We start from the raw sequence: 21,872 nt of genomic DNA, 5'->3' as shown, positions 1-21,872 counted from the left end.
GCAGGGTGGTACCTCCCCCGTGCCGCGTCGCCCGCCCTGCCGGTGGTGGCGGTGATCGCCATGCTGGCACTGCCCGTCGCCCCCGGCGGCGAGGGCGGGGCGAACGCGGCCGACGCCGTGTCCGGGCTGCTGGTGCTGTGGTGCGGAATCCGTCTCGTACGGGACCGCCGGCGGCCTCTGTCCCGGACAGCCGCGGTGGTGCTGGGGCTGCCCGTCGTCGGGCTCGCGGCGGGGGTGGCCGGGGCCGTGACGCCCGAGGCCGGGCTCACCGGGCTCACCCGGTACCTGCAGATCTTCGTGCTGGTGCCCGCGGCGGTTCTGCTGAGCGTGCGGGGCCGGGCGGACTTCCGGTTGCTGGCCTGGTCGTTCGTCGGGCTGGGGCTGTGGCAGGGGGCCGTCGGCGTGCATCAGTACGTCACCGGGACCGGGGCCAGTTACGTGGGTGAGGACATCCGGGCGGTGGGCACCTTCGGGGCCACGGACGTCATGGGAATGGCAACGGTCGTGTCGTTCGGGCTGGTGTCCGCGGTGGGGCTGGCCCTGGGGCCGTGCACCGTCCGGCAGCGGACGGCTGCCGCGCTGTGCGCGGTGGCGCTGGTGGCGCCGCTCGCGCTGTCGTTCAGCCGGGGAGCCTGGATCGCCACGGCCCTCGCGTGCGGACTCCAGGTGGTGCTGGCGGGGCTGCGACGTGCCGTGGGGATCTTCGCGGCGGTCGCCGCCGTCGGCGTGATCCTCGTGGGCGGGCTCGGCATCGGCTCGGCGCTGCTCCAGGAGCGGATGAGCAGCATCACGCAGGTCACGGACGCCCCCGACCAGTCGGTCAACGACCGGTACACGATGTGGGCGGCGGCCGTCGACATGTGGCGCGAACGGCCGCTGACCGGCGTGGGGCTGAAGTCCTTCCCCGAGTACCGGGACGGGCGGGCCTCGCTGGCGCTGTCCTCCGGGAGCGAGACCGCGGGAGCCGGGGTCGCGTACCGGAGGCAGCCGCTGCTGTCGCCGCACAACATGTATCTGCTCGTGCTGAGCGAGCAGGGGCTCATCGGGTTGCTGGCGCTGGCGGGGAGCTGGCTGGCGCTGCTGGTGTGCGCCCTGCGGCGGCTGGCGCGGGCACGGCATACCGGCGTCGCGCCGTCGAACGGGTCCGGTGGGGTCGACTGCGGCCTCGTCGCGTGCGGGCTGATCGTGTGGCAGCTGGTCGACTTCGCGTACGCCGACATCGGCGGGCCCTCGACCGTGCTGACCGGTGTGGTCCTGGGGCTCGTGGCGTGGTGGGCCCTCGCGGACACGGCGTTCTCCTCGCGCACGTCCCATCAGGTGCCGGCCGGTGCCGCCGAACCGGAGGGGGCCACAGCGTCATGACCGCAACGCCTCCCCGGGTGACCGACAGTGCCGCGGCGGCGCCCGAGCCCGGGTCCGTGCCGGTGCCCGCCGCCCGGTCCACCGCCGAGTCCACGGATGCGGCCCCGCCGAGCGGCCGGTTCCTCGCCAGGGCGACCCTCGTCACCGCCGCGCTCACGGCCGTCGGGTCGATGCTGGGCCTCGGCCGCGACCAGGCGTTGTCGTACCTGTTCGGGGCGGGCTCGGAGACGGACGCCTTCCTGGTGGCCTGGACCATCCCGGAGTTCGCGGCCACCCTCCTCATCGAGGACGGGATGGCCCTCGTCCTGGTGCCCATGCTCAGCGTGGCCGTGGCCCGCCGCGCACAGGGCGCCCCCGGCGATCCGGTGCGCTCGCTGGTCGCCACCACGCTGCCCCGGCTGTCGCTGGCCTTCGCGGCGGTGGCCGCCCTGCTGATCGCCGGAGCTCCGTACGTGGTGGCGGTGCTCGCGCCCGGGCTGTCCGATCCCGGGCTCGCCGTGCACTGCACCCGGCTGACCGCCACCTGTGTGTTCACCTTCGGCCTCGCCGGTTACTGCAGCGCCGCGCTGCGGGCCCACCGCCGGTTCACGGCACCCGCGGCGATCTACGTGGCGTACAACGCGGGCATCATCACGGCGATGTTCGCCCTGGGCGAGGCCTGGGGAGTGCGTGCGGCGGCGGTCGGGGTCGCGGTGGGCGGCGCGCTGATGATCCTGGCCCAGCTTCCTTCGCTGCTGCGGGAGTTGAGGCGCAAGTCGGCCGTGTCCGCGGCGGCGGTGGCCCAGCCGGAGCGCCCGCTGGAACTCGCGCTCGTCAGCACGGTCCTCCTCTTCGCGCTGTGCCGTCAGTCCCAGGTGCTCATCGAGCGCTTCCTCGGCTCCACCCTCCCGGCCGGGGCCATCTCGCACCTCAACTACGCGCAGAAGGTGGCCCAGATCCCGATGACGTTCTCGCTGATGCTGTGCACCGTCACCTTCCCGGTGGTGGCGCAGGCACTGGCCGAGGGCGACACCGAGCGGGCGCGCAAGAGGGTGGAGAAGGACCTGACGCTGGTCGCGTCCATCGTGCTGTTCGGCGCGGCGGCGATCGTCGCGTGTGCGCCGCAGATCACCGAACTCCTCTTCCAGCGCGGTGCGTTCACCGCGCAGGACACCGCCGCCACCGCCGCCGTGATGCGTGTGTACGCCCTCGGGCTGCTGGGCCACTCGATGGTGGGCGCGCTCATCCGCTCGTACTTCTCGTCCCGGCGGCCGACCTGGTATCCGCTCGCCGCGATGGCCGCCGGGATCCTCGTGACCTCCGTGATCGGGGCCCTCACCGCCGGCAGCTGGGGCGTGTGCGGGCTCGCCGCCGCCAACGCCGCCGGGATCACCGTCACGGCCCTGCTCCTGCTGCACGGCGCGGGCGGCCGGGGAGTCCCGATCCGGGTCCGGCAGGTGGTGGCCGGCATCGGCAGGCCCGTACGGGCGGCCGTGCTCGCCGGCACGGCGGGGCTGATCTGCGCGAGCAGCGTGGACTCCCCCGTGCTCGGGCTCGCCCTGGGCTGCTCAGTCGTGTCCGTCGTCTTCGTCGCGCTGGCCTGGACTGGGGCCGGCGGCATCACACCCGCACTCCGTTCCGTCACACGAAGGCTTCCACATGCCCGTAACCGCTGACCCGACCGAGCCGACCGCCCGCACCAGACCCGCATTCGGCACCTGCCTGTGGGTGGCGATGTACCACTCCGTGGGCGACACCTCCGACGACCCCTACCGCCTCACCGTCTCCCCCGACCGCCTCGCCCGGCAGCTGGGCTGGCTGCGCCGCCGGGGGCTGCGCGGGGTGAGCATGGCCGACCTGCTCGCCGCCCGGACCCGCGGCAAGGGACGGAACCTGGTGGGGCTCACCTTCGACGACGGGTACACGGACTTCGTCGACCTCGCCCTGCCGCTGCTGCGCCAGTACGGCTTCGGCGCGACCGTCTTCGTCCTCCCCGGGCGGCTGGACGGCGAGAACGCCTGGGACCCCCTCGGCCCGCGCAAACGCCTGCTGGGCAAACAGGGCATCCGGGTGGCCGCCGCCACGGAGGGCATCGAGGTCGGCTCGCACGGGCTCACCCACGTCGACCTCACCAAGGCCGACACCGAGACGCTGCGCGCCGAGGTCGCCGACAGCCGGGCGCTGCTCTCCGAGCTGATCGGCACGGACGTCCACGGCTTCTGCTACCCGTACGGGGCCCTCGACCGGCGGGCCATGGACGCCGTACGGGACGCCGGGTACCGCTACGCCTGCGCCGTCGACCCCGGCCCGCTGAACGGCGTCCACGCCCTCCCCCGCATCCACATCGGGGAGAACGACACCTCCGTACGCCTCTTCCTCAAGCACCGGCTGCACAGGCTGCGCCGCCGCCCCGTCGAGGGGGCCTGACGACGTGAAGGCCCTGCACATCATCACCGGCCTCGGCGTCGGCGGCGCGGAGCAGCAACTCCGGCTGCTGCTGCGCCATCTGCCGGTCGAGTGCGATGTGGTGACGCTCACCACCCCGGGCCCGGTCGCCGCCGGCCTCGCCGTCGACGGTGTGCGCGTCACCCATCTCGGCATGGGCGGCAATCGCGACCTCACGGCCCTGCCCCGCCTGGTGCGGCTGATCCGCGCGGGCCGCTACGACCTCGTGCACACACATCTGTACCGGGCCTGTGTGTACGGCAGGATCGCCGCCCGCCTGGCCGGTGTGCGGGCCGTCGTCGCCACCGAACACTCCCTGGGCACGTCACAGATGGAGGGCCGCCGGCTCTCCGCCGGGGTCCGCGCCCTGTACCTCGCCAGTGAGCGTCTGGGCCACGCCACCGTCGCCGTCTCCCCCACGGTCGCCGAACGGCTGAGGCGGTGGGGCGTGCCGGGCCCGCGCATCGAGGTCGTACCGAACGGCATCGATCTGGCCCGCCTCCGCTTCGACCCCGCGCTGCGCGAACGCACCCGCAGACGGCTCGGGCTGCCGGAGGACGCGTACGTCGTCGGAGGCGTCGGACGGCTCGCGGCGGGCAAACGCTTCGACGTCCTCGTCCGGGCGCTGGCCCGGCTCCCCGAGGATGTGTGGCTGCTGCTGGTCGGCGGCGGCCCGCAGGAGAGCGTGCTGCGCCGGGCCGCCCACCAGGCGGGGACCGCCGACCGGGTGCTGCTCACCGGCGAGCGGCCGGCGGGCGGCTCCCCGGGCGCCGATCTGCCGTCACTGCTGTCCGCCATGGACGTCCTCGCCTCGCCCAGCGCCGAGGAGGCCTTCGGGCTGGCCGTCGTGGAGGCCATGGCGGCCGGGCTGCCCGTGCTCTACGTCTCCTGCCCGGCGGTCGAGGACCTCGCCCCGGGCACGGCGCCCGGCTCCCGGCGCGTGCCGGGGGACGCGGACTCGTTCGTACGCGCCCTCCTGGACGCCCGCGCCCAGGGCTCGCGGTCCCGGGCCGTCCCCGCCGCCGCCCAGCACTACTGCATCACGCGCAGCGCCGCCCAGCTCATGGACGTGTACGCGGCCGCCGTCTCGGAGCGACCCCGGGGAAGTTCAGGCACGCCCCCGGAGCCGCTCAGCCCGCCTTCCGGAAGCCCGTCCTCGTCCTTGGGAGTGAGTTCCGCTTGACTTCTCCCCCAGCTGAAGCAGGGGAATTCAACCTTCGCAGGTTGAGCTTTCTGCTTCACAGCCCGTTGCCGGCCCGAATCAACGGCCAAGGTTGGTGTACCAACCATCGGTCTTGCACAGGCACCACAGACCTGACGTCCCGCCAGCCCGGCGGTAGACCGGCTCAAGGCTTGGCTATCGCCCCGAACCGGCGCAGCGAGCCTACGGTCTTTCGCCCTGAGGGCGAATCTCCGCTTCTTGCCCTACTCCGCAGGAGTCCGTTTCCTCCCCGGCCTGAAGGCCGGGGTATCCACGGAGGAACCCGATGACCGACACCGCCAACAAGGCCGACAAGACCGGCAACGCCGACAAGACCGACCATACGCCCGGAATCTCCCAGGCGACCGCCGCTCTCGCCCGTATGAAGGCCCTGCCCGCCTGGTGCCTGCTGGTGGCCGGCGTCGTGCTCGGCGGGGTGGCCGGCGGCACGTACGGCGCCGTCAGGCCCTCGACGTACACGGCCACGAGCTATGTCGTCGCCGTGCCCGCGAAACAGTCGGACACCCAGGCCGCGCTGGGCTTCGCGCAGGCCTACGGGCGCGTGGCCACCCAACTCGCGGTGCTCGGGGACGCGCAGGTGTGGGCCGGAGTGCCGGTCGCGACGCTGCGGGACAGCGTACGGACGGCGACCTCTCCGAACGCGCCCATGGTCTCCGTCTCGGCCACCTCCACGCGCCGCGACCTGGCCGCCGACATGTCCAACGCCGTCTCGCGCGCCCTGACGCGGCACGCGAACCACGCCGAGGACAGCACGCACGTCACACTCCATCAGTTCGCGCGCGCCACCCGGCCCATGGAGGCCTCCTCCGCCTCGGCGACGGTGACGGGGCCGGTCGGGGCCAGCGTGGGCGGGCTGCTCGGAGGCCTGCTCCTGCTGGTCCGCCCCCGGCGCACGACCGACGCCGGTCCGGCCGCGTCCGTGCCGGGCCCGGCCACCGCCGCCGACGCGCAGCGAAAGCTGTGACCGGCACACTCCGGGCCGTGGACGACGGCACCGATCGCCCTCGCGGTGCCCTGTACGCCGAACTCTGCACCGACGAGCGCGAGTTCGCCGGGCTGGGCCCTGCCTGGACCCGCCTGCACGGGCGGTGCTCCGCCGCCACACCGTTCCAGAGCCACGCCTGGCTCCACTCGTGGTGGCTGTCGTACGGCAGGCGCGGGCGCCTGCGGATCGTGCTGGTGCGTGAGGGCGGGGAACTACTCGCTGCCGCTCCCCTCACGTTCGTACGGTCGCCGCTGCCCGCCCTGGTCCCCCTGGGCGGCGCGATCTCCGACTTCGCGGACGTCCTCATCGACGACGAGCGGGCCGACCACGCGGCCGTGGCCCTGACCTCGCAGCTGTCCGCCCTGGCCCGTACCGCGCTGATCGACTTCCGCGAGGTGCGGCCCGGTGCCGCCGTGGAGCGCGTGTACGACCTGTGGCGCGGTCCCCGGCGGCGGGTCGCCGACTCGGTGTGCCTGGAACTGCCCGCCTGGCCGATGGAGGAGCTGCTGACGCGGCTGCCGGCCGCGCGGGCCCAGCGTGTCCGGGCCAAGCTCCGCAAGCTCGGCCACCTCGGTGTCGAGCCGCGTGCCGTACCGCACGACGAGGTGGCCACGGCGCTGCGCACGATGCTGGACCTGCACCGGTTGCAGTGGCAGGGCCGCACCGTGACCGCCGAGCACATCCGGCCCCGGTTCCACGAGCACCTGGTCCGCTCGGTCGGCCCGATGGTGAGGTCCGGAGACGCCGTGGTGACCGAGTTCCGTCTCGACGGTGACGTCCTGGCCGTCGACGTGACCCTGCTGTCGCGGGAGTTGGCGTGCGGCTATCTGTACGGCGCCCATCCCGGGCTGCGCGAGCGGAAGGCGGACGTCGCCACGATGCTGCTGCACGCCTGCGCCGAGCTCGCGAGCGGCGGCGGCCACCAGGTGCTGAGCCTGCTGCGCGGGACCGAGCCGTACAAGCTCCACTGGCGCCCGGAAACCGTGGTCAACCAGCGGCTCCTGCTCGCCCGGCGGCGTACGGCACCGCTGCTGTCGGCGGCCGTCTGCGAAGCGGCCGCGCGCAGCCGGGGCAGAAAGCTGGTCCGTCGTCGCAGGGAACGCGGGGCGGCGGGCCGTGACCGGCCCGCCGCCCCCGGGTCAGTCGTCGCGCGGCCACCAGCCGAAGCGCAGGCAGAGCGCCTCGCCGAGCCAGTCCTCGACCCAGTCGCCCAGATCCACCGGCGTGCAGTGGGGCGGGCGCACCGGCGTCGGGGCGACGGGCGGCGTGGGGGCGACGGGCGGCAGCTCCGGCACGGTGCCGGGGCGGCCGGAGAGCACGGAACGGTAGACCTGGGACGCGTTCGGGTTGGCCTCGCACTGCCACACACCGTGCGGGCAGTAGTCGGTGATCGTGTTGTACAGCGGCCTGTGCCGGTCCATCCAGGCGAGCATGCCCCTCATGTACTCCGCGTTGTCACCGTTGCGGAACAGCCCCCATTCGGGATACGAGAAGGGCTTTCTGCGGGCCTTCGCGAAGTCCACGTGTGCCTGGAGCCCGTAGGGCTCCTTCACCTGCTGGTCGAACGACAGCCCGCTCGGCTGGTCATACGAGTCCATACCGATGATGTCGACCGAGTCGTCCCCCGGGTAGCACTGGGTCCAGGGAACGGCGTCCCGGCCGCGGTTCGGCGCCCAGTCGAACCTGAACCTCTGCCCCGGCACGGACCGCATCGTCGTGACGATCCGCTTCCAGTACCGCTTCCAGTTCTCCGGGTCCGGCCCGCAGCGATGGGTGTACACAATGCCGTTCATTTCCCAGCCGAGCACGATGACGGTGTCCGGCACCTTCAGCCCGACGAGCCGCTCGGCCAGCCTGCGGAAGTGGTGGTCGAACTCCCCGGCCGCCCCGCGCCCCAGCAGCCGGCGGACCTCGTCGTCGGGAACGCCCTCCTCGTTGCGCTCCATCATGGGCACGTTGAGGACGAACATGCGGCCGGCCTTCTGCCGGCGCCACTCGGCCCACACGTCCAGGAAGCTCGGCGCGCCCTCGATGTTGTGCCACCGGTCGCCCGGCAGATACGTGTGCCCCACGCGCGGCTCGGTCCCGCCCAGCCAGTCGCTGAACCGGTCGATATCGGCCACGCCCCGGGAGCCGTAGTCGAGGTAGGCGCCGAAGGCCGGGACCCGCCGGTCGGGGTTGCCCGGCACCATCGGCGCCATCGGGGCGACCGGGAACGGCGGGAACGGCGGAAACGGCGGAGCCAGCGGAACCGGCCGAATCAGCGGGACAGCCGGGACGGGCGGCACGGCCCGGGTGACCGGTGTGGATGACACCGGCACCGGGGGCGGCACCGCGACCGGCTGCTGCCGGCCCGCCGGGACCGCCGGCCCGGCCGGGGCGGATGCCGGAGGGTCGCCGCCCGGCACGGGCCCGGCGCCGACGGCGCTCCCGGTTCCCGAGACGAGCACGACCGACGCGGCCACACCGGCGACGCACGCCAGCCGTCCGCTTCGGGGTCGCCGTCGCTGTGGGCCCATGCACGCTCCTTTCCGCAGCTCCTGCGCTGTCGCCCGCTGCTGTTCGCTTCCGCCGCTTCGCTTCTCACGGTTCTCCTACTGACACCCAGTCACATGAATACGGACTCCGCCAGCCGAACCTCCGGCCTACGGGTGGCTCCCTCACCCGCTCAGGTGATCCGTCCCGAACGACCCGAAAGGAAGTAGTCCGTGTCACTGCTCGACACCCGCGTCCCCGCAGTTGTGCTGCGGATCGACCGGAATCCCTTCCACCACGGAACGCTGGGAGCCGTGCGCTCCCTCGGCCGGGCCGGTGTGGAGGTGCATGTGGTCGCCGAATCCGCCGGTCCGCACGCCCGGTCGCGCTTCGTGACCGCCACGCACGCCCCGCCGCCGCCGGGCGCGTCCCCCGACGAGTTCGCCGCCGTCCTGCGCCGCCTGGCCGCCCGGATCGCCCGGCCCGCCGTCCTCATCCCCATGGACGACGCGAGCGCCATCGCGGTGTCCCGGCTGCGCACGGAACTCGCGGACGGCTATCTGCTTCCCGACCAGCCCGCCGACCTCGCCGAACGGGTGGCCGACAAGGCGGAACTCGCCGCCGTGTGCGAGCGCCTGGGCGTTCCGCATCCGGTGACGCTGGTCCCGGAGAACGCCGCCCAGGCAGCCGCCTTCGCCTGGCAACTGGGGCTGCCCGTGGTGGCGAAGTGGAGCCGGCCGTGGCGGGTGCCCGTCGGGACGGGGCTGCGCAGCACGCAGGTGGTGCGCTCGGCGGACGAGGCGCAGGCGCTGTTCCGGCGGACGGAGGAGGCGGGCAGCCGACTCCTGCTCCAGGCGTTTCTGCCGCCCGGGCAGGACCGTGACTGGTTCTTCCACGGGTACGCCGACAGCGGCGGCGTGGTGCGCGCCGGCGGCTCCGGCCGCAAGCAGCGTGCCTGGCCGGCGGGCGCGGGCCTGACCACCGTGGGCCGCTGGACGCCGAACCCCGAGGTGCGGGCGCAGGCCGAGCGGCTGGTGAGCGCGCTCGGCTACCGGGGGGTGTTCGACCTCGACTTCCGCCGGGACGGCGCGGGCGCGTACCACCTGCTCGACTTCAATCCGCGCCCCGGCGCCCAGTTCCGGCTCTTCGCGGACACGGCCGGAGTGGACGTCGTCCGCGCCCTGCACCTGGATCTGACCCACCGCGCGGTCCCGGACGGCAGTCCCCTGCCCGGCCGGGACTTCGTCGTGGAGAACTACGCGCCGCTGGCCGCGCTGCGTCCGCGCCGCCGGCGCGAACTCGCCTGGCACGCCCGGGACGACCTCGTGCCGGGACTCGCGCTGTGGGCGCTGTGGTGCCGGCACGCGGTGCGTCGCCTGTCGGAACGCAGACCCGCTCCCGAGGTGCGGATCGTACGCCAGACGGGCGCCCCGACCTACCGGAACGATGACGAGAGAGCGAGCAACTTCTGATGTACGACCTGTTGGTGGTGGGCGCCGGCCCCTACGGACTGTCCATCGCGGCCCATGCCGCGGCCGCGGGCCTGAGCCTGCGTGTCGTCGGGCGGCCCATGGCGTCCTGGCGGGACCACATGCCCAGCGGCATGTTCCTGAAGTCGGAGCCGTGGGCGTCCAACCTCTCCGACCCGGAGGGCAAGTGGCGCCTGGAGGTGTACTGCGCGGAGCAGGGCACCACGGCCCGGCACGGCGAGCCGATTCCGGTGGACATGTTCGCCTCGTACGGCCTGTGGTTCGCACAGCACGCCGTACCGCCCGTCGACGAACGGATGGTGCAGTCCCTCCACTTCTGCCCCGGCGGCTTCGAGGCCGTCCTGGACGACGGTGAGACGCTGCGCGCGAAGACGGTGGCACTGGCCGTCGGTGTCATCCCGTTCATCGAAGTACCGTCCGCGCTGCGGTCCCTGCCGCCGGCGCATGTCTCGCACAGCAGCGAGCACAGTGACCTCGACCGCTTCCGGGGCCGGGACGTCACGGTGGTCGGCGGCGGCCAGGCGGCTCTGGAGACGGCCGCGTTGCTCGCCGAACAGGGCACGCGGACCCGGGTCCTGGTGCGCGCTCCGCGCCTGGTCTGGAACGGCCTTCCCACGCCCCTGGAGCGCTCGGCGTGGCGGTCGGTCCGCTCACCGCAGAGCGGCCTGGGCATCGGCTGGCGCAACTGGTTCTACTCCGAGCGGCCGGCCTGGTTCCACCGCCTCCCGGAGGCCAAGCGCACGCACATCGCGGCGACGGCCCTCGGCCCGGCGGGCGCCTGGTGGGTGCGGGACCGGGTCGAGCCGCTCATCGAGGTGCGGCTGGGGCAGCGGATCACGTCCGCGCACGAGTCCGGCGGCCGCGTACGGCTGGAGATGGCGGGCCTGGGCGGTGAGCCGGCGACGCTGGAGACCGAGCACGTCATCGCGGCCACCGGCTTCAAGGCCACCTGCGACCGGCTGGGTCTGCTGGCGGAGGACGTCCGCGGGGGCCTGGCGGCCGTGGCCGACGGATCGCCCTCGGTCGGGCGGGACTTCGAGTCGTCGGTGCCGGGACTGTTCCTCGCGGGCCTGACGACGGCCTCCGGCTTCGGTCCCGCGATGCGCTTCGTGCTCGGCGCGACGTTCACGGCGGGAACGCTGGTACGAGGGGTACGGCGGCGGCTGTACTCAGGGGTGCCGGGTACGCGGATTCCGCGGCCGGGGAGCCGGGCCCGGCTGGCCGGGACGGAGACCGTCGTCCGGGGCCAGTGACGGACCGGGCGGGCATCGGGTGCCGGACGCGGGGCGTCCGGCACCCGTGGCGTCACCGGTGGGAGGCCGCTCGGCTCCGCCGGTACAGGAGGGCACCGCCCGCGATCAGCACGGCGCTGGCGGCCGAGGCCGCGAGCACGCCCTCGGCGCCGGTCTCCGCCATGGACGGCGGAGTGACGGAGGGCTTGCCCACGGGGGTCGTGGGCGGCTCGGGCGGGGTCACACGGGAGGTCCCCGGCGGCTGGTGCCGGGGCTTGTCCGGGGTCTCCGGGGTGTCAGGAGTGTTGGGGGTGTCCGGGACGTCCGGGCTGTCCGGGTGGTCCGCGGGCGGGTTCGCGTGGCCCTTCGGGGGTGCGTCGTTGACGCACTTGTTGCCGAACGTGCTGTTGAGCACGGCGAGCACGTCCACCGTGTTGCCGCACGCGTTGACCGGCATGTCCACCGGTACCTGGACGAGGTTGCCGGAGCCGACGCCGGGCGAGTTGCGGGTCTCACCGACCGCGGAGGCACCCGAGGGCTTGTCCGAGCCCGACGCGGCGCGCTCCTCCGAGGCACCGCGCTCTGCCGACGTACCGCTCGTTCCCGTGGAACCGTGGGACGCCGGACGAGCGGCCGATTCCGGACCGCGCGCTCCCTTCCCGCCGTCGCGCTCGGAGGCACCGTGGCGGGAGGCGTCGCGGGACTTGGACTCATTCGACTCATTGGCACAGGAGTTGCCGAAAGCCGAGTTGCCGACACCGACGATCTCGACGGTGTTGCCGCATACGTTGATGGGAATGTGCACGGGCGCCTGAACGGTGTTGCCCGACAGAACGCCGGGCGAACCCTCGGCGACGCCCTTCGCATTCGAATCCGCGAGCGCCGAGGTGTTGTACAGGGACAGAATGCCCGTCGCGGCCGCCGCCGCAACCATTCCCTTGCTCAGGGTCTGTCGCAAAGTCTTTTTTCTTCCTGCTCGTAGAAGGGGGAAAGGCCGACCCCGGCGCCGTGAGGACGCTCCAAGGCCGACCAGAACACAGCCGGAATCCGGACCACGTTGCCGGCGAGGAAACCCGCGGAGTGGGCTGCGCAGCCCGTGGCTTTCGCGTCGGCTATGGCCGGGGCGGGCATGCCTATGGCCGTGATCGCGCCGGCGACGGCGGCGCTCTGTCTGACCTTCACGTGTATCCCTTCCTTACGGTCATGCACCCATGACGGATGAAACCGAGCCGTCACGTTCGAACGGCTCGCACCATGGGCTGCAGGCTGTAAACGAGGGATGGTCGAATGAAGAAACCACGGAACGCGCGGGTACTCGGCGATTCACCCGAATGCCACGCCAAAATCAACTGGCCGGATCAGCCCCGGGTTTCCGGCCGGACAAACGTCTGCTCGACCCTTCAGCCCCCGTACAGCGCCTCGATCTCGGCCGCGTACCTCGCCGTCACCGCCTGGCGGCGGATCTTGAGGGAGGGGGTGAGCAGGCCGTTGGCCTCGGTGAACTCGCCCTCCACGAGCCGGAACTCGCGGATGGACTCGGCGCGGGAGACCGCCTGGTTCGCGTGGTCCACGGCCTTCTGGACGTCGGCGCGCATCCCGGGGTCGGAGGCCAGTTCGGACAGCGGGGTGTCGGCGGGCATCCCGTGGACGTGGAGCCAGTGGGCGACGTCCTCGGGGTCCAGGGTGATCAGGGCGGCGACGAACGGGCGGTTGTCGCCGACGACGACGCACTGGCCCACGGGCGGGCGGCTGCGGAGCCGGTCCTCCAGGACAGAGGGGGAAACGTTCTTGCCGCCGGAGGTGATGAGGACGTCCTTCTTGCGGCCGGTGATGGTGAGGTAGCCGTCCTCGTCGAGTGAGCCCAGGTCACCGGTGGCGAACCAGTCGTCGGTGAGCACGGCGTCGGTGGCGGTCTCGTTGTTCCAGTACCTGCCGAAGACGATGCCGCCCTTGATGAGCACCTCGCCGTCGTCGGCGATACGGACCGCGGTGCCGGGGACCGGCCGGCCGACCGTGCCCGGGCGGGGGCTCAGGGGCGGGACGATGGTGGCTGCGGCGGTGGTCTCCGTGAGGCCGTAGCCCTCGTAGACCATGATCCCGGCGGCGTAGAAGAACAGGTTGAGGTCACGGTCGAGCGGGGAGCCGCCGCTGATGGCGTAGCGCACGCGGCCGCCGAGCTCGCCCCGGACACGGCGGTAGACCAGCAGGTCGTACAGGGCCCAGGCGGCGTACAGCGCCGGGCCCGGGCCCTTGCCCCGGCCGAGGAACCGGTCCATGTACGCCTGTCCGAAGCGGACCGCGACGCGGTGCGCGCGGTCGAAGGAGGCTCCGCGGCCGATGCGCTCGGCGGTGGCGCGGCCGGTGTTGTGGATCTTCTCGAAGAGATACGGCACGCCGACCAGGAAGGTGGGGCGGAACTCCTTGAGTGCGGGCCGGAGTTCGTCGGGCTTGATGCTCGGGCAGTGGCCCAGCTCGATGCGGGCCATGCCGCAGGCGATCTGGATCGTCCGGCCCAGGATGTGGGCGAGCGGGAGAAAGAGGAGGGTGGCGGCGACCTGGCCGGTGACCTCCTTGAAGAGGGGGTGGAGCAGCTCGACCGTGTTGGCGGCCTCCGCGTGCAGGTTGGCGTGGGTGAGCACGCAGCCCTTCGGGCGGCCGGTGGTGCCGGACGTGTAGCAGACGGTCGCGATGGTGTCCGGGGTGAGGGCGTCGCGGCGCTTGGTGATCTCCTCGTCGGGGATGTCGCGGCCGAGGTCGGCGAGTTCGGCCAGCGCGCCCTCCGCCGTGTCAGCAGCGGACGCCGGCGTGATCTGCCAGCAGCGCGGGGGCGCGGGGTGCTCGGCGGTCGCGGTGCGCACGGCCTCCGTGTTCTCGGTGGTCTCCGTGATCACCATGCGTACACCCGAGTCCCTTACGATCCACTCGATCTGCTCGGCCGACGAGGTGGCGTAGACGGGGACGCTCTGGCCTCCGGCCGCCCAGACGGCGAAGTCGAGGACCGTCCACTCGTAGCGGGTACGGGACATCACCGCGACGCGGTCGCCCGGTGCGAGGCCCGCCGCGATCAGTCCCTTCGCGGTCGCGGTGACCTCGCGGGCGAACTCAGCGGCCGGGACCGGGCGCCAGGTGCCCGACTCCTCGCGGCGCAGGACGACGGCGTCGGGCGCCTCGGCCGCGTTGATGAAGGGGAGGTCGGCGATGCTGCCGGTCCCGGGAGGCCGGGCGAGGGACGGGGTGCGTGCCTCACGGACGACGCCGCGCTCGTCGCGGACGACCTCGACCGTGGCGCGGTCCGCCAGGTCACCGCGCTTCCTCGCCTGGTTCAGGTCCTTGCGTACGCCCATGACGGCTCCCGGTCACGGCTGCGCTGACGCCTGCCGTACGTACTCGCTCCGCACTCGCTCTGCTTACCGGGCAGTCAACTTACCGGCGCGTAGGGGAAATGCAATGGGTTCCGCTCATTCTTCCCGGACGCCTGTCACGTGGTGGCGGGCTGTGTCGCCGGTTCCGGCTCCAGCACCGGGCGGGTGATGCGCTTGGTGATCGCGGCGACCAGGGTGCGCGGGCGCCTGGGCGTCAGATGCGCCACGATCTGGTTGCTCAGGCCGGGGGTGACGTAGGCGCGGCCGCGGTCGAGGGCGCGCAGGGCGGCCCGTACGACGGGTTCGGGTGCGGCGAAGTTGCCGCCCACGGCCGCCCGGCGGGTGCCGATCGTCTCGAAGAAGCGCGTCTCCACCGGGCCCGGGCACAGGGTGGTGACCTTGATGCCGCGGCCGCGGTACTCCTCCCTCAGCGCGAGCGAGAAGTTGAACACGAACGTCTTGGTGGCGCTGTAGACGGCGAAGTACGGGCTCGGCTGATAGCCCGCCGTGGAGCCGACGTTGAGGACGGCGCCCGAGCCGCGCTGGAGCATGCCGGGCAGCAGGGCGTGGGTGAGGTCGACCAGCGCGACGACGTTCACCATCAGCTGGTCGTGCTCACGGCGGGGGTCGATCTCCTCGAAGCGGCCACAGGTGCCGAAGCCTGCGTTGTTGACCAGGACGTCGACGGTGAGGCCACGGGCCGCGAGCTCGTGGGCTATTCGGTCGGCCGCGTCCGGTTCGGCGAGGTCCTGGGGCACCACGTGGGCCTGGACGCCGTGCGCCGTGCGCAGCCGCTCGGCCGTTTCCTCCAGACGGTCGCGGGAGCGGGCGACGAGGACCAGGTCGTGGCCGCGCGCGGCGAGCTGGTCGGCGAACTCGGCGCCGAGTCCGAAGGACGCGCCGGTGACGAGGGCGAGAGGCATGGGGGTCCCTTCGGGAGAGGGCATAGAGAGGACACGGAGAGCATTTGGAAGCGACCTGAGGAATCGCTACCCGCTACATGAGCGTAGCTATTTTTCCATTAACTGCAACATCGATGATGCAGATAGTGTCTGATCTGGAGCTCCGGCGTATCGTCTGGGCGGAAGCACTGAGATGAAACAGTGAGCTGAGGCTGCGGGCTGAAGCTGTGGGCGGACGGAATGGAGGCACCCATGGGCCGGGCGTTGCGGGCCGACGCGGAGCGGAGTGTGCGGGTGATCCTTGAAGCGGCCGAGCGGGTGCTCGCGGCCGATCCGGGCGCCACCCTGGAGCAGATCGCGGAGGCGGCGGGCGTGGCCCGGACGACGGTGCACCGGCGGTTCGCGAACCGTCAGGCGCTCCTGGAGGCGCTCACCGAGTCCGCCGAACGGCAGCTCGCCGAGGCCATTGAGGAGGCCCGGCCCGACACCGCGCCCCCGCTCGTGGCGCTGCACCGGGTCACCGCGAACGTGCTGCGGGTCAAGGGCGCGTGGAGCTTCGCGCTCGGCCACCCGGCGGCCCAGGCCTGTACCACCGGTACCGTCTGGGCCGGCGTCAACGCCCGCTGCCTCGAACTCTTCGGGCGGGCCCAGCGCGAGGGGCTGTTCCACCCGGACGCCGATCTGGAGTGGACGCGGCAGGTGTACTACGCGCTCATCGGGGAGGCGTTGCACGACGCACGGGGGCGGGACCCGGAGTCACTGGCCGCGCTCGTGGCCGACACGTTGCTGCACGGCGTGGGGCAACGGCCGGGCGCCGTCTGACGGGAGAGTGGCCTCAGTCCGGGTACCCCCGGGCCGCCACCCCGATCGCCTCCGCGAGGCCGTGCAGGTCCTTGTCCTCGCGGAGCCGCGCCAACTCCTCGGCCCGGTCGGCGAGTTGCCGCAGCGACGGGCGTCCCGGGAGTGCGCCCCGGCTGTCGCTCTGCCTGTCGCCCTGGCGGAGGGCGTCGGCGAAGTACCCGGCGACGGCGGCCACCCGGAGGCCTTCGGGTGAGGTCCACAGGTCGTCGTGGAGGGCACGTGCCTCCAGGTCGCCCGACTCCTCGTGCGGGGTGCGGGTGTCCGGGTCGAGCCAGCGGACGGTCGCCGTGGCCAGGTGGCCCGAGGCGCCGGGCCGGGTGCGGACGGCGTAGAGGGCGGTGACCGTGTGGCCGGGGCCGACCTCGCCGCCGTCGACCCGGTCGTCGCGGAAGTCCTCGTCGGCGACCTGGCGGTTGTCGTAGCCGATGAGGCGGAACTCGGCGACCGTCTCCGGGTCGAACGCCACCTGTGCCTTGGCGTCACGGGCCGTGAGGTCGATGGTGCGCGGGAGTTCCTCGCTGAAGAGGGTGCGGGCCGCGTCCTCGGTGGAGACGTACGTCGTGTGGCCGTCGCCCTTGTCGGCGAGGCGCTCCATCAGGGCGTCGCCGTAGTCGCTGCCCACGCCGACGCCGAAGAGGGTGATGCCGTGCTCGCGGCGGGCGCCGGCGATGCGTTCCAGGATCGTGTCCGCGTCGGTGTCGCCGGTGTTGGCGAGGGCGTCGGAGAGGAGGACGACCCGGTTCGTCGCGCCCCCGCGCAGGCCTTCGACGGCCGTGGCGTACCCCGTCTCGACGCCCGCGCCGAGGTTGGTCGAGTCGGTGGGCTCCAGTGCGCCGACGGCGTCATGGACGCGGTCGCGGTGTCCTCCGAGGCGGGTCATCGGCAGGACGGTCTCGGCCTCGTCGCTGAACGTCACGATCGCGACCGAGTCGTTGTCGCGCAGCCGCTCGGTCATCACGTCGAGGGCGTCCTGGACCAGGTCGAGTCGGCCCGGTTCGCCCATGGAGCCGGAGATGTCGATGACGAACGTGAGCGCCGCGGGCGGGCGTTCACTCTCGTCCTCCTGCGGCCGGGTGGCGAGGCCGACCCGGACCAGGGACCAGTCCCCGCTGTCGGGGCCGGCCGTGCGGGCGCCGTCCACGGTCACGGAGAAGCCGTCGCCGTCGGGACGCCGGTAGTCCTGGCGGAAGCTGTTGACGAACTCCTCGGGCCGGATCGTCGACGGGTCGGGCGTGTTCCCCTCGGCGAGGGTGCGGCGCGCGTAGCCGTACGAGGCGGTGTCGACGTCGAGCGCGAACGTGGAGAGATAGTCCGGGGACGGGGCGAACTCGCGGGAGGTGTCGCCCCGTTGCTCGCCGGTGTCCTCCCCCCACTGCTCGTCCGGGGCGGGGGCAGGGCCCGGGGCATAGCCGCCGCGCTTGTTCGAGCTGTCCGACGAGTAGCCGTGGCCGCCGTCGTCGCTCCCGCTGCACCCCGTGAGCAGCAGGCCGCCCGCCGCGGTGAGCGCCAGCAGCCCGGCGCGCAGTCGTCGTACCCGGAGTCGTACCCGGTACCGCTCCAGCATCCGTGCCCCCCTTGGTCCGTTGGTCCCTTGGTCCGTTGACGCCGACATCTGTGACTGTGACGGGCGAGAGGGCCGGAACGTGCGGCACGGGGGGTTGCGGATGGGTTGCGAAGCGGCCACGGCGGGGGCCCGTCGAGACCGGTGGGTGATCCTCCGTTGACCTAGGAGACCACGTCCTTCTGGGCGAAACCGCGGAAGGCCAGGGCGAACAGCACGAGGGCGTACGTTATCGAGACGGCCACGCCCTGGATCATCTCGTTCCACTGGAGCTGTGGCTGGACGGCGTCCAGCCACGCGTACTGCCAGTGCGCGGGGACGAAGGCGCGCCAGTCGCCGAGGGCCGTCACCTCGTCGAGCACATTGCCCGCGATGGTCAGGCCCACCGCGCCGCCGACGGCGCCCAGCGGCGCGTCCGTCCTGGTGGAGAGCCAGAACGCCAGCCCGGCGGTGACGAGTTGGGACACGAAGATGTACGCCGCGACGATCGCGAGGCGCTGCGTGGCCGTACCGATGGGCATCGTGCCCCCGACGGGGAGCTCCAGCGGGCCCCAGCCGTACGCGGCGGTGCCGACGGCGAGCGCGATGACCGGCAGCAGCACGATCGCGGCCAGGCTGAGGGTGAGCCCGACGACGAGCTTCGACCACAGCAGGCGGGCGCGGGGCACCGGCGCCGCGAGGAGATAGCGCAGCGACGACCAGTTCGCCTCCGAAGCGACCGTGTCCCCGCAGAACAGCGCGACCGGGATCACCAGGAGGAAGCCCGCGGAGGCGAACAGGTTCACCGCGGCGAAGTTCGCCCCCGACGCCGTGGCCGTGTCCATCAGGCTCACCCGGCCGTTGCCCGGGCCCGGTCCGCCGCCGATCTGGAAGGCGACGAGCAGGACGACCGGCAGGGCGGCCAGGATGCCGAACATGACCATCGTGCGGCGCCGCTTCAGCTGCCGTACGAGTTCGACGCCGAGCGGCAGGGTCCGCCCCGCCCGGTAGCCGGAGGCCACCTCGCGCGGCTTGGCGAGTGTGCTCATCCGGAGCCTCCGATCAGGGTGAGGAACGCGTCCTCCAGGCGGCGGTGGGGGCCGAGGGAGGCTACGGGGACTTCCAGTCGTACGAGTTCGACGAGGAGCCGGGCGGCGGCCGCGGAGGGCTTCTCGGCGTCGGGCGCGAGGGCCACGGAGACCGGGCTGTCCTGCCCGGCGCCGTCCACGGCCACGGCCGCGGACACGGCCGGGTCACGCGTCCCGTCACCGGCGGCGGCCGCGGCCGCGGTTGTCGGCGTCGGCGTCGGCGCCGACGGGACCAGCCGTACCAGCAGGCCGCCCTCCGCCCGTACCGCCGACTCCACGTCCGGCAGGGCCGCGACCTTCTCCACCACCGGGTCGGCGATGTCGGAGGCCAGGCCGACGAGCAGGGTGTCGCCGCCGCCGATGATGTCGCCGACGGGGCCCGCCTGGACCAACCGGCCCTTGTCCATGACCACCAGATGCGTGCAGGACTGCTCGACCTCGGCCAGTAGGTGGCTGGAGACGATGACCGTGCGGCCGGCCGCCGCGTAGCGGATGACGACCTCACGCATCTCGCGGATCTGTGGCGGGTCGAGGCCGTTGGTCGGTTCGTCGAGTATCAGCAGGTCTGGCAGGCCGAGCATCGCCTGGGCGATGGCGAGGCGCTGGCGCATGCCCTGGGAGTAGGTGCGGACCGCGCGGGACAGGGCGTCGCCGAGGCCCGCGATCTCCAGGGCCTCGTCCAGGTGGGCGTCCTCGGGCGGGCGGCCCGTGGCCCGCCAGTACAGCTCCAGGTTCTCGCGGCCCGACAAGTGCGGCAGGAAGCCCGCGCCCTCGACGAAGGCGCCGACGCGGGACAGCACCGGGGAGCCCGGCCGGATCGCGTGGCCGAAGACGCGGATCTCGCCGCCGTCCGGCTTGATCAGGCCCATCAGCATGCGCAGGGTCGTCGTCTTGCCCGCGCCGTTCGGGCCGAGGAGGCCGAGCACCTGGCCCCTCTCCACCTGGAAGGACAGGTCCCGGACCGCGTACCGGTCCGTCGACTTGGCGTACCGCTTGCTCAGGCCGGTGATCTGGAGCGGGACGTCGGCCAGCTCCGGGTCGGGCGCGGGCGTGACGGTCCGGCGGCGGCCGGTCAGCAGCAGCACGAGCGCCGTAGCCGCGCCGGCGAGCGGCAGCCACCAGACCCACGAGGGCAGTGGTGCCGTCGCGGTCTCGTCGCCCAGGGCGGACGGCACCCGGAGGTCGCCCTTCAGCGAGATCGTGTACGTCGCCGGGGCGGTCGGGGAGGCGTAGCCGAGGTCCGTGGCGGCGAGGACCAGGCGCAGCCGGTGGCCGTCGTCCACCTCGTGGTCGATCGCCGGCAGGGTGATCGTCACGTCCTTGCCGGACTGGGCGTCCTCCACCCGGACGGGCGTGACGAGCTGTGAGGGCAGCACCTGCTGGGTGCCCCGCGGTCCGACGTCGTAGACCTTCGCGAAGAGCACGGCGTCCTCGCTGGTCGACTTCACGTGGACCGTCGCCGTGGGCGAGCCGGTGATCCGCAGGTCGTCGGTGAAGGGCTTCGACTCGAACGCGGCGAACTGGCCCGGGAAGTCGAGGGACACGCCGAGCCCCAGCGAGGAGAGCTGGGAGAGACCGCCCGCGCTGCCGAGGCCCGGCAGGGCCGAGACGGCGGGCGGGTTGGCTCCGGCCGGGTTGTCGAAGGTCTGCTCGCGGCCGGACAGGGGAACGGGGCGCATGCCGCCCGCCAGGCCGGGGTACGTGTCGGAGCTCTCGCCGGTCAGCCGCACGGTGCCGTCGCTGTCGGCCCTGCCGACCGGGCTCGAGACGCGGAAGGCGGGACCGGTGTCCGCGCCGGCCTCGTCCTTCAGATAGCGGTCGAACCACGAGGTGATCCGCGCCTGCACGCGGTCCGTCTCCATGTCGCCGCCGTCGTGCCCGCCCGCGATCCAGTCGACGTCCACGGGGGCGCCGTTCGCGCGGATCGCCTTGGCCGCGGCGTCCGCCTGGCCGAGCGGGAAGAGGGAGTCCGTCTGGCCCTGCATCAGCAGCGTGGGCACCTTGATGCGCTCACCGACGGCGCTCGGGCTCCGCTCCTGAAGCAGTTTCACCGCCTCGGCGTCCGGTGTCCCCGACTCGGCGACCCGCTCGTACATCGTGCAGAGCTGGGCCTCGAACTTGTCGCAGCCGCCGCCCGTGTTGAGGAAGATGCCGGCCCAGAGCTTCTTGAAGACGCCGTTCGGGAACAGTGCGTCCGCCAGGTTCCAGTACGTGATCGCCGGGGCGATGGCGTCGACCCGCTGGTCGTAGCCTGCGGCCAGCAGCGAGATCGCGCCGCCGTACGAGGCACCGGCGAGGCCCACGCGCGGGTCGCCGCTCTTGTCGAGTTCGACCTCGGGCCGCTTCGCCAGCCAGTCGATGAGGCGGGAGACGTCGGCGACTTCGCCCTCCGGGTCGTTCAGCCCGATCTTCCCGGTCGACTCACCGAAGCCGCGGGCCGACCATGTCATGACCGCGTACCCGTCGCGGGCGAGGTCCTCCGCCTGCTGCCGTACGTCGTCCTTGCTGCCGCCGAAGCCGTGCCCGAGCAGCACGGCGGGGCGGCGGCCCGAGCCCGCGGTGAAGTACGAGGTGTCGATCTTCACCCCGCCGCCCATGGCCATGACTCTGTCGGCCCGGTTCACCTGCGGCGCGTCGTCCGAGGCGACGGCCGTCCACACGCCGGTGCCGGCGAGCACGACGACGGCGGCGGCCGCAGCCGTCGCCGCCCAGCGCCTCGGGCCTCGCAAGGCGGGCAGTCGAAGATCCATGCGTCAACGGTAAGCGCGTCCGCCGACAGCCGAGGCCGCCCCCGGTCGGAAGTGGCCTACATCCCACAGGCGTACGGGTTCCTCGGCGTGTACTGCGATCGCGGTATGGGGGCCGGGTGGTACGTGCTGGAGGGTTACGCGCTGGAGGGTTGCCTCGCCCCCGCCGCCCCTACCCGTCC

General features: G+C 72.9%; 16 protein-coding genes and 1 pseudogene. 9 read left to right on the top strand and 8 right to left on the bottom strand.

Going from position 1 to position 21,872, the window contains the following annotated elements:
• Positions 1 to 60: 60 nt before the first annotated feature.
• From FPZ41_RS11705 to FPZ41_RS11680, 6 genes and pseudogenes are all read left to right on the top strand, one after another.
• On the top strand, positions 61 to 1,362 hold the full coding sequence (locus FPZ41_RS11705) for an O-antigen ligase family protein (protein ID WP_152861825.1): 1,302 nt from the start codon (positions 61 to 63) through the stop codon (positions 1,360 to 1,362).
• A complete protein-coding gene (murJ, locus tag FPZ41_RS11700) occupies positions 1,359 to 3,017 on the top strand; it encodes a murein biosynthesis integral membrane protein MurJ (RefSeq protein WP_152861759.1) in 1,659 nt (552 codons plus the stop codon). The genes FPZ41_RS11705 and murJ overlap by 4 nt, the downstream gene beginning before the upstream one ends.
• A 58-nt stretch (positions 3,018 to 3,075) precedes the next feature.
• Positions 3,076 to 3,768 carry a polysaccharide deacetylase family protein gene (locus FPZ41_RS11695; protein WP_152861823.1) on the top strand — a complete coding sequence of 231 codons (693 nt, stop codon included), beginning with the start codon at positions 3,076 to 3,078 and terminating at the stop codon, positions 3,766 to 3,768.
• 4 nt (positions 3,769 to 3,772) lie between these two features.
• Positions 3,773 to 4,969 (top strand): glycosyltransferase, encoded by a 1,197-nt coding sequence (locus FPZ41_RS11690; protein WP_322620111.1) that lies wholly within the window; start codon positions 3,773 to 3,775, stop codon positions 4,967 to 4,969.
• Between the two features lie 400 nt (positions 4,970 to 5,369).
• Positions 5,370 to 5,972: a YveK family protein gene (locus FPZ41_RS11685; protein WP_152861819.1), complete on the top strand. Its 603-nt coding sequence runs from the start codon at positions 5,370 to 5,372 to the stop codon at positions 5,970 to 5,972.
• Between the two features lie 17 nt (positions 5,973 to 5,989).
• Positions 5,990 to 7,108 (top strand): annotated as a pseudogene (locus FPZ41_RS11680) (GNAT family N-acetyltransferase); the annotation flags it as partial.
• 24 nt (positions 7,109 to 7,132) lie between these two features.
• Here the strand turns inward: FPZ41_RS11680 and FPZ41_RS11675 are convergent.
• Positions 7,133 to 8,512 carry a glycoside hydrolase family 26 protein gene (locus FPZ41_RS11675; RefSeq protein WP_152861757.1) on the bottom strand — a complete coding sequence of 460 codons (1,380 nt, stop codon included), beginning with the start codon at positions 8,510 to 8,512 and terminating at the stop codon, positions 7,133 to 7,135.
• A 189-nt stretch (positions 8,513 to 8,701) separates the two neighbouring features.
• Between FPZ41_RS11675 and FPZ41_RS11670 the strand changes: the two genes are divergently transcribed.
• Positions 8,702 to 9,940: a carboxylate--amine ligase gene (locus FPZ41_RS11670; RefSeq protein ID WP_322620110.1), complete on the top strand. Its 1,239-nt coding sequence runs from the start codon at positions 8,702 to 8,704 to the stop codon at positions 9,938 to 9,940.
• Complete coding sequence (locus tag FPZ41_RS11665; RefSeq protein ID WP_152861755.1) at positions 9,940 to 11,211, top strand: FAD-dependent oxidoreductase; 1,272 nt, start codon at positions 9,940 to 9,942, stop codon at positions 11,209 to 11,211. The genes FPZ41_RS11670 and FPZ41_RS11665 overlap by 1 nt, the downstream gene beginning before the upstream one ends.
• A 52-nt stretch (positions 11,212 to 11,263) precedes the next feature.
• Here FPZ41_RS11665 and FPZ41_RS49845 read toward each other — a convergent pair whose 3' ends face one another.
• The 4 genes from FPZ41_RS49845 to FPZ41_RS11645 form a co-directional block, all read right to left on the bottom strand.
• Positions 11,264 to 12,148: a chaplin gene (locus FPZ41_RS49845; protein WP_228022685.1), complete on the bottom strand. Its 885-nt coding sequence runs from the start codon at positions 12,146 to 12,148 to the stop codon at positions 11,264 to 11,266.
• Positions 12,133 to 12,372: a chaplin family protein gene (locus tag FPZ41_RS11655; protein ID WP_322620109.1), complete on the bottom strand. Its 240-nt coding sequence runs from the start codon at positions 12,370 to 12,372 to the stop codon at positions 12,133 to 12,135. The genes FPZ41_RS49845 and FPZ41_RS11655 overlap by 16 nt, the downstream gene beginning before the upstream one ends.
• Before the next feature lie 218 nt (positions 12,373 to 12,590).
• Positions 12,591 to 14,534, bottom strand: coding sequence for an AMP-dependent synthetase/ligase (locus tag FPZ41_RS11650; RefSeq protein ID WP_152861753.1), 1,944 nt, complete (start codon positions 14,532 to 14,534; stop codon positions 12,591 to 12,593).
• Between the two features lie 134 nt (positions 14,535 to 14,668).
• Positions 14,669 to 15,475, bottom strand: a complete 807-nt coding sequence (locus tag FPZ41_RS11645) for an SDR family NAD(P)-dependent oxidoreductase (protein ID WP_152861751.1) — start codon at positions 15,473 to 15,475, stop codon at positions 14,669 to 14,671.
• Between the two features lie 231 nt (positions 15,476 to 15,706).
• Here FPZ41_RS11645 and FPZ41_RS11640 point away from each other — a divergent pair, with 231 nt between their 5' ends.
• Positions 15,707 to 16,276, top strand: a complete 570-nt coding sequence (locus FPZ41_RS11640) for a TetR/AcrR family transcriptional regulator (protein ID WP_152861749.1) — start codon at positions 15,707 to 15,709, stop codon at positions 16,274 to 16,276.
• A 13-nt stretch (positions 16,277 to 16,289) separates the two neighbouring features.
• Here FPZ41_RS11640 and FPZ41_RS11635 read toward each other — a convergent pair whose 3' ends face one another.
• The 3 genes from FPZ41_RS11635 to FPZ41_RS11625 form a co-directional block, all read right to left on the bottom strand.
• The gene (locus tag FPZ41_RS11635; RefSeq protein ID WP_152861747.1) at positions 16,290 to 17,879 is read right to left on the bottom strand and encodes a vWA domain-containing protein; all 1,590 of its coding nucleotides are present in this window, start codon (positions 17,877 to 17,879) and stop codon (positions 16,290 to 16,292) included.
• A 161-nt stretch (positions 17,880 to 18,040) separates the two neighbouring features.
• On the bottom strand, positions 18,041 to 18,904 hold the full coding sequence (locus FPZ41_RS11630) for an ABC transporter permease (RefSeq protein ID WP_152861745.1): 864 nt from the start codon (positions 18,902 to 18,904) through the stop codon (positions 18,041 to 18,043).
• Complete coding sequence (locus FPZ41_RS11625) at positions 18,901 to 21,693, bottom strand: alpha/beta fold hydrolase (protein ID WP_152861743.1); 2,793 nt, start codon at positions 21,691 to 21,693, stop codon at positions 18,901 to 18,903. The genes FPZ41_RS11630 and FPZ41_RS11625 overlap by 4 nt, the downstream gene beginning before the upstream one ends.
• Between the last annotated feature and the right edge of the window lie 179 nt (positions 21,694 to 21,872).

This window comes from Streptomyces acidicola, from assembly GCF_009377235.1.
Classification (GTDB): domain Bacteria; phylum Actinomycetota; class Actinomycetes; order Streptomycetales; family Streptomycetaceae; genus Streptomyces; species Streptomyces acidicola.
This window is presented reverse-complemented; position numbering and strand designations above follow the sequence as displayed.

What these genes read in the sequence shown, in the direction of transcription:
- FPZ41_RS11630 (WP_152861745.1), bottom strand. Translation starts at nt 18,904, where the DNA reads ATGAGCACACTCGCCAAGCCGCGCGAGGTGGCCTCCGGCTACCGGGCG.
- FPZ41_RS11705 (WP_152861825.1), top strand. Translation starts at nt 61, where the DNA reads ATGCTGGCACTGCCCGTCGCCCCCGGCGGCGAGGGCGGGGCGAACGCG.
- FPZ41_RS11665 (WP_152861755.1), top strand. Translation starts at nt 9,940, where the DNA reads ATGTACGACCTGTTGGTGGTGGGCGCCGGCCCCTACGGACTGTCCATC.
- FPZ41_RS11645 (WP_152861751.1), bottom strand. Translation starts at nt 15,475, where the DNA reads ATGCCTCTCGCCCTCGTCACCGGCGCGTCCTTCGGACTCGGCGCCGAG.
- FPZ41_RS11650 (WP_152861753.1), bottom strand. Translation starts at nt 14,534, where the DNA reads ATGGGCGTACGCAAGGACCTGAACCAGGCGAGGAAGCGCGGTGACCTG.
- FPZ41_RS11685 (WP_152861819.1), top strand. Translation starts at nt 5,370, where the DNA reads ATGAAGGCCCTGCCCGCCTGGTGCCTGCTGGTGGCCGGCGTCGTGCTC.
- FPZ41_RS11640 (WP_152861749.1), top strand. Translation starts at nt 15,707, where the DNA reads ATGGGCCGGGCGTTGCGGGCCGACGCGGAGCGGAGTGTGCGGGTGATC.
- FPZ41_RS11635 (WP_152861747.1), bottom strand. Translation starts at nt 17,879, where the DNA reads ATGCTGGAGCGGTACCGGGTACGACTCCGGGTACGACGACTGCGCGCC.
- murJ (WP_152861759.1), top strand. Translation starts at nt 1,359, where the DNA reads ATGACCGCAACGCCTCCCCGGGTGACCGACAGTGCCGCGGCGGCGCCC.
- FPZ41_RS11625 (WP_152861743.1), bottom strand. Translation starts at nt 21,693, where the DNA reads ATGGATCTTCGACTGCCCGCCTTGCGAGGCCCGAGGCGCTGGGCGGCG.
- FPZ41_RS11675 (WP_152861757.1), bottom strand. Translation starts at nt 8,512, where the DNA reads ATGGGCCCACAGCGACGGCGACCCCGAAGCGGACGGCTGGCGTGCGTC.
- FPZ41_RS11695 (WP_152861823.1), top strand. Translation starts at nt 3,076, where the DNA reads ATGTACCACTCCGTGGGCGACACCTCCGACGACCCCTACCGCCTCACC.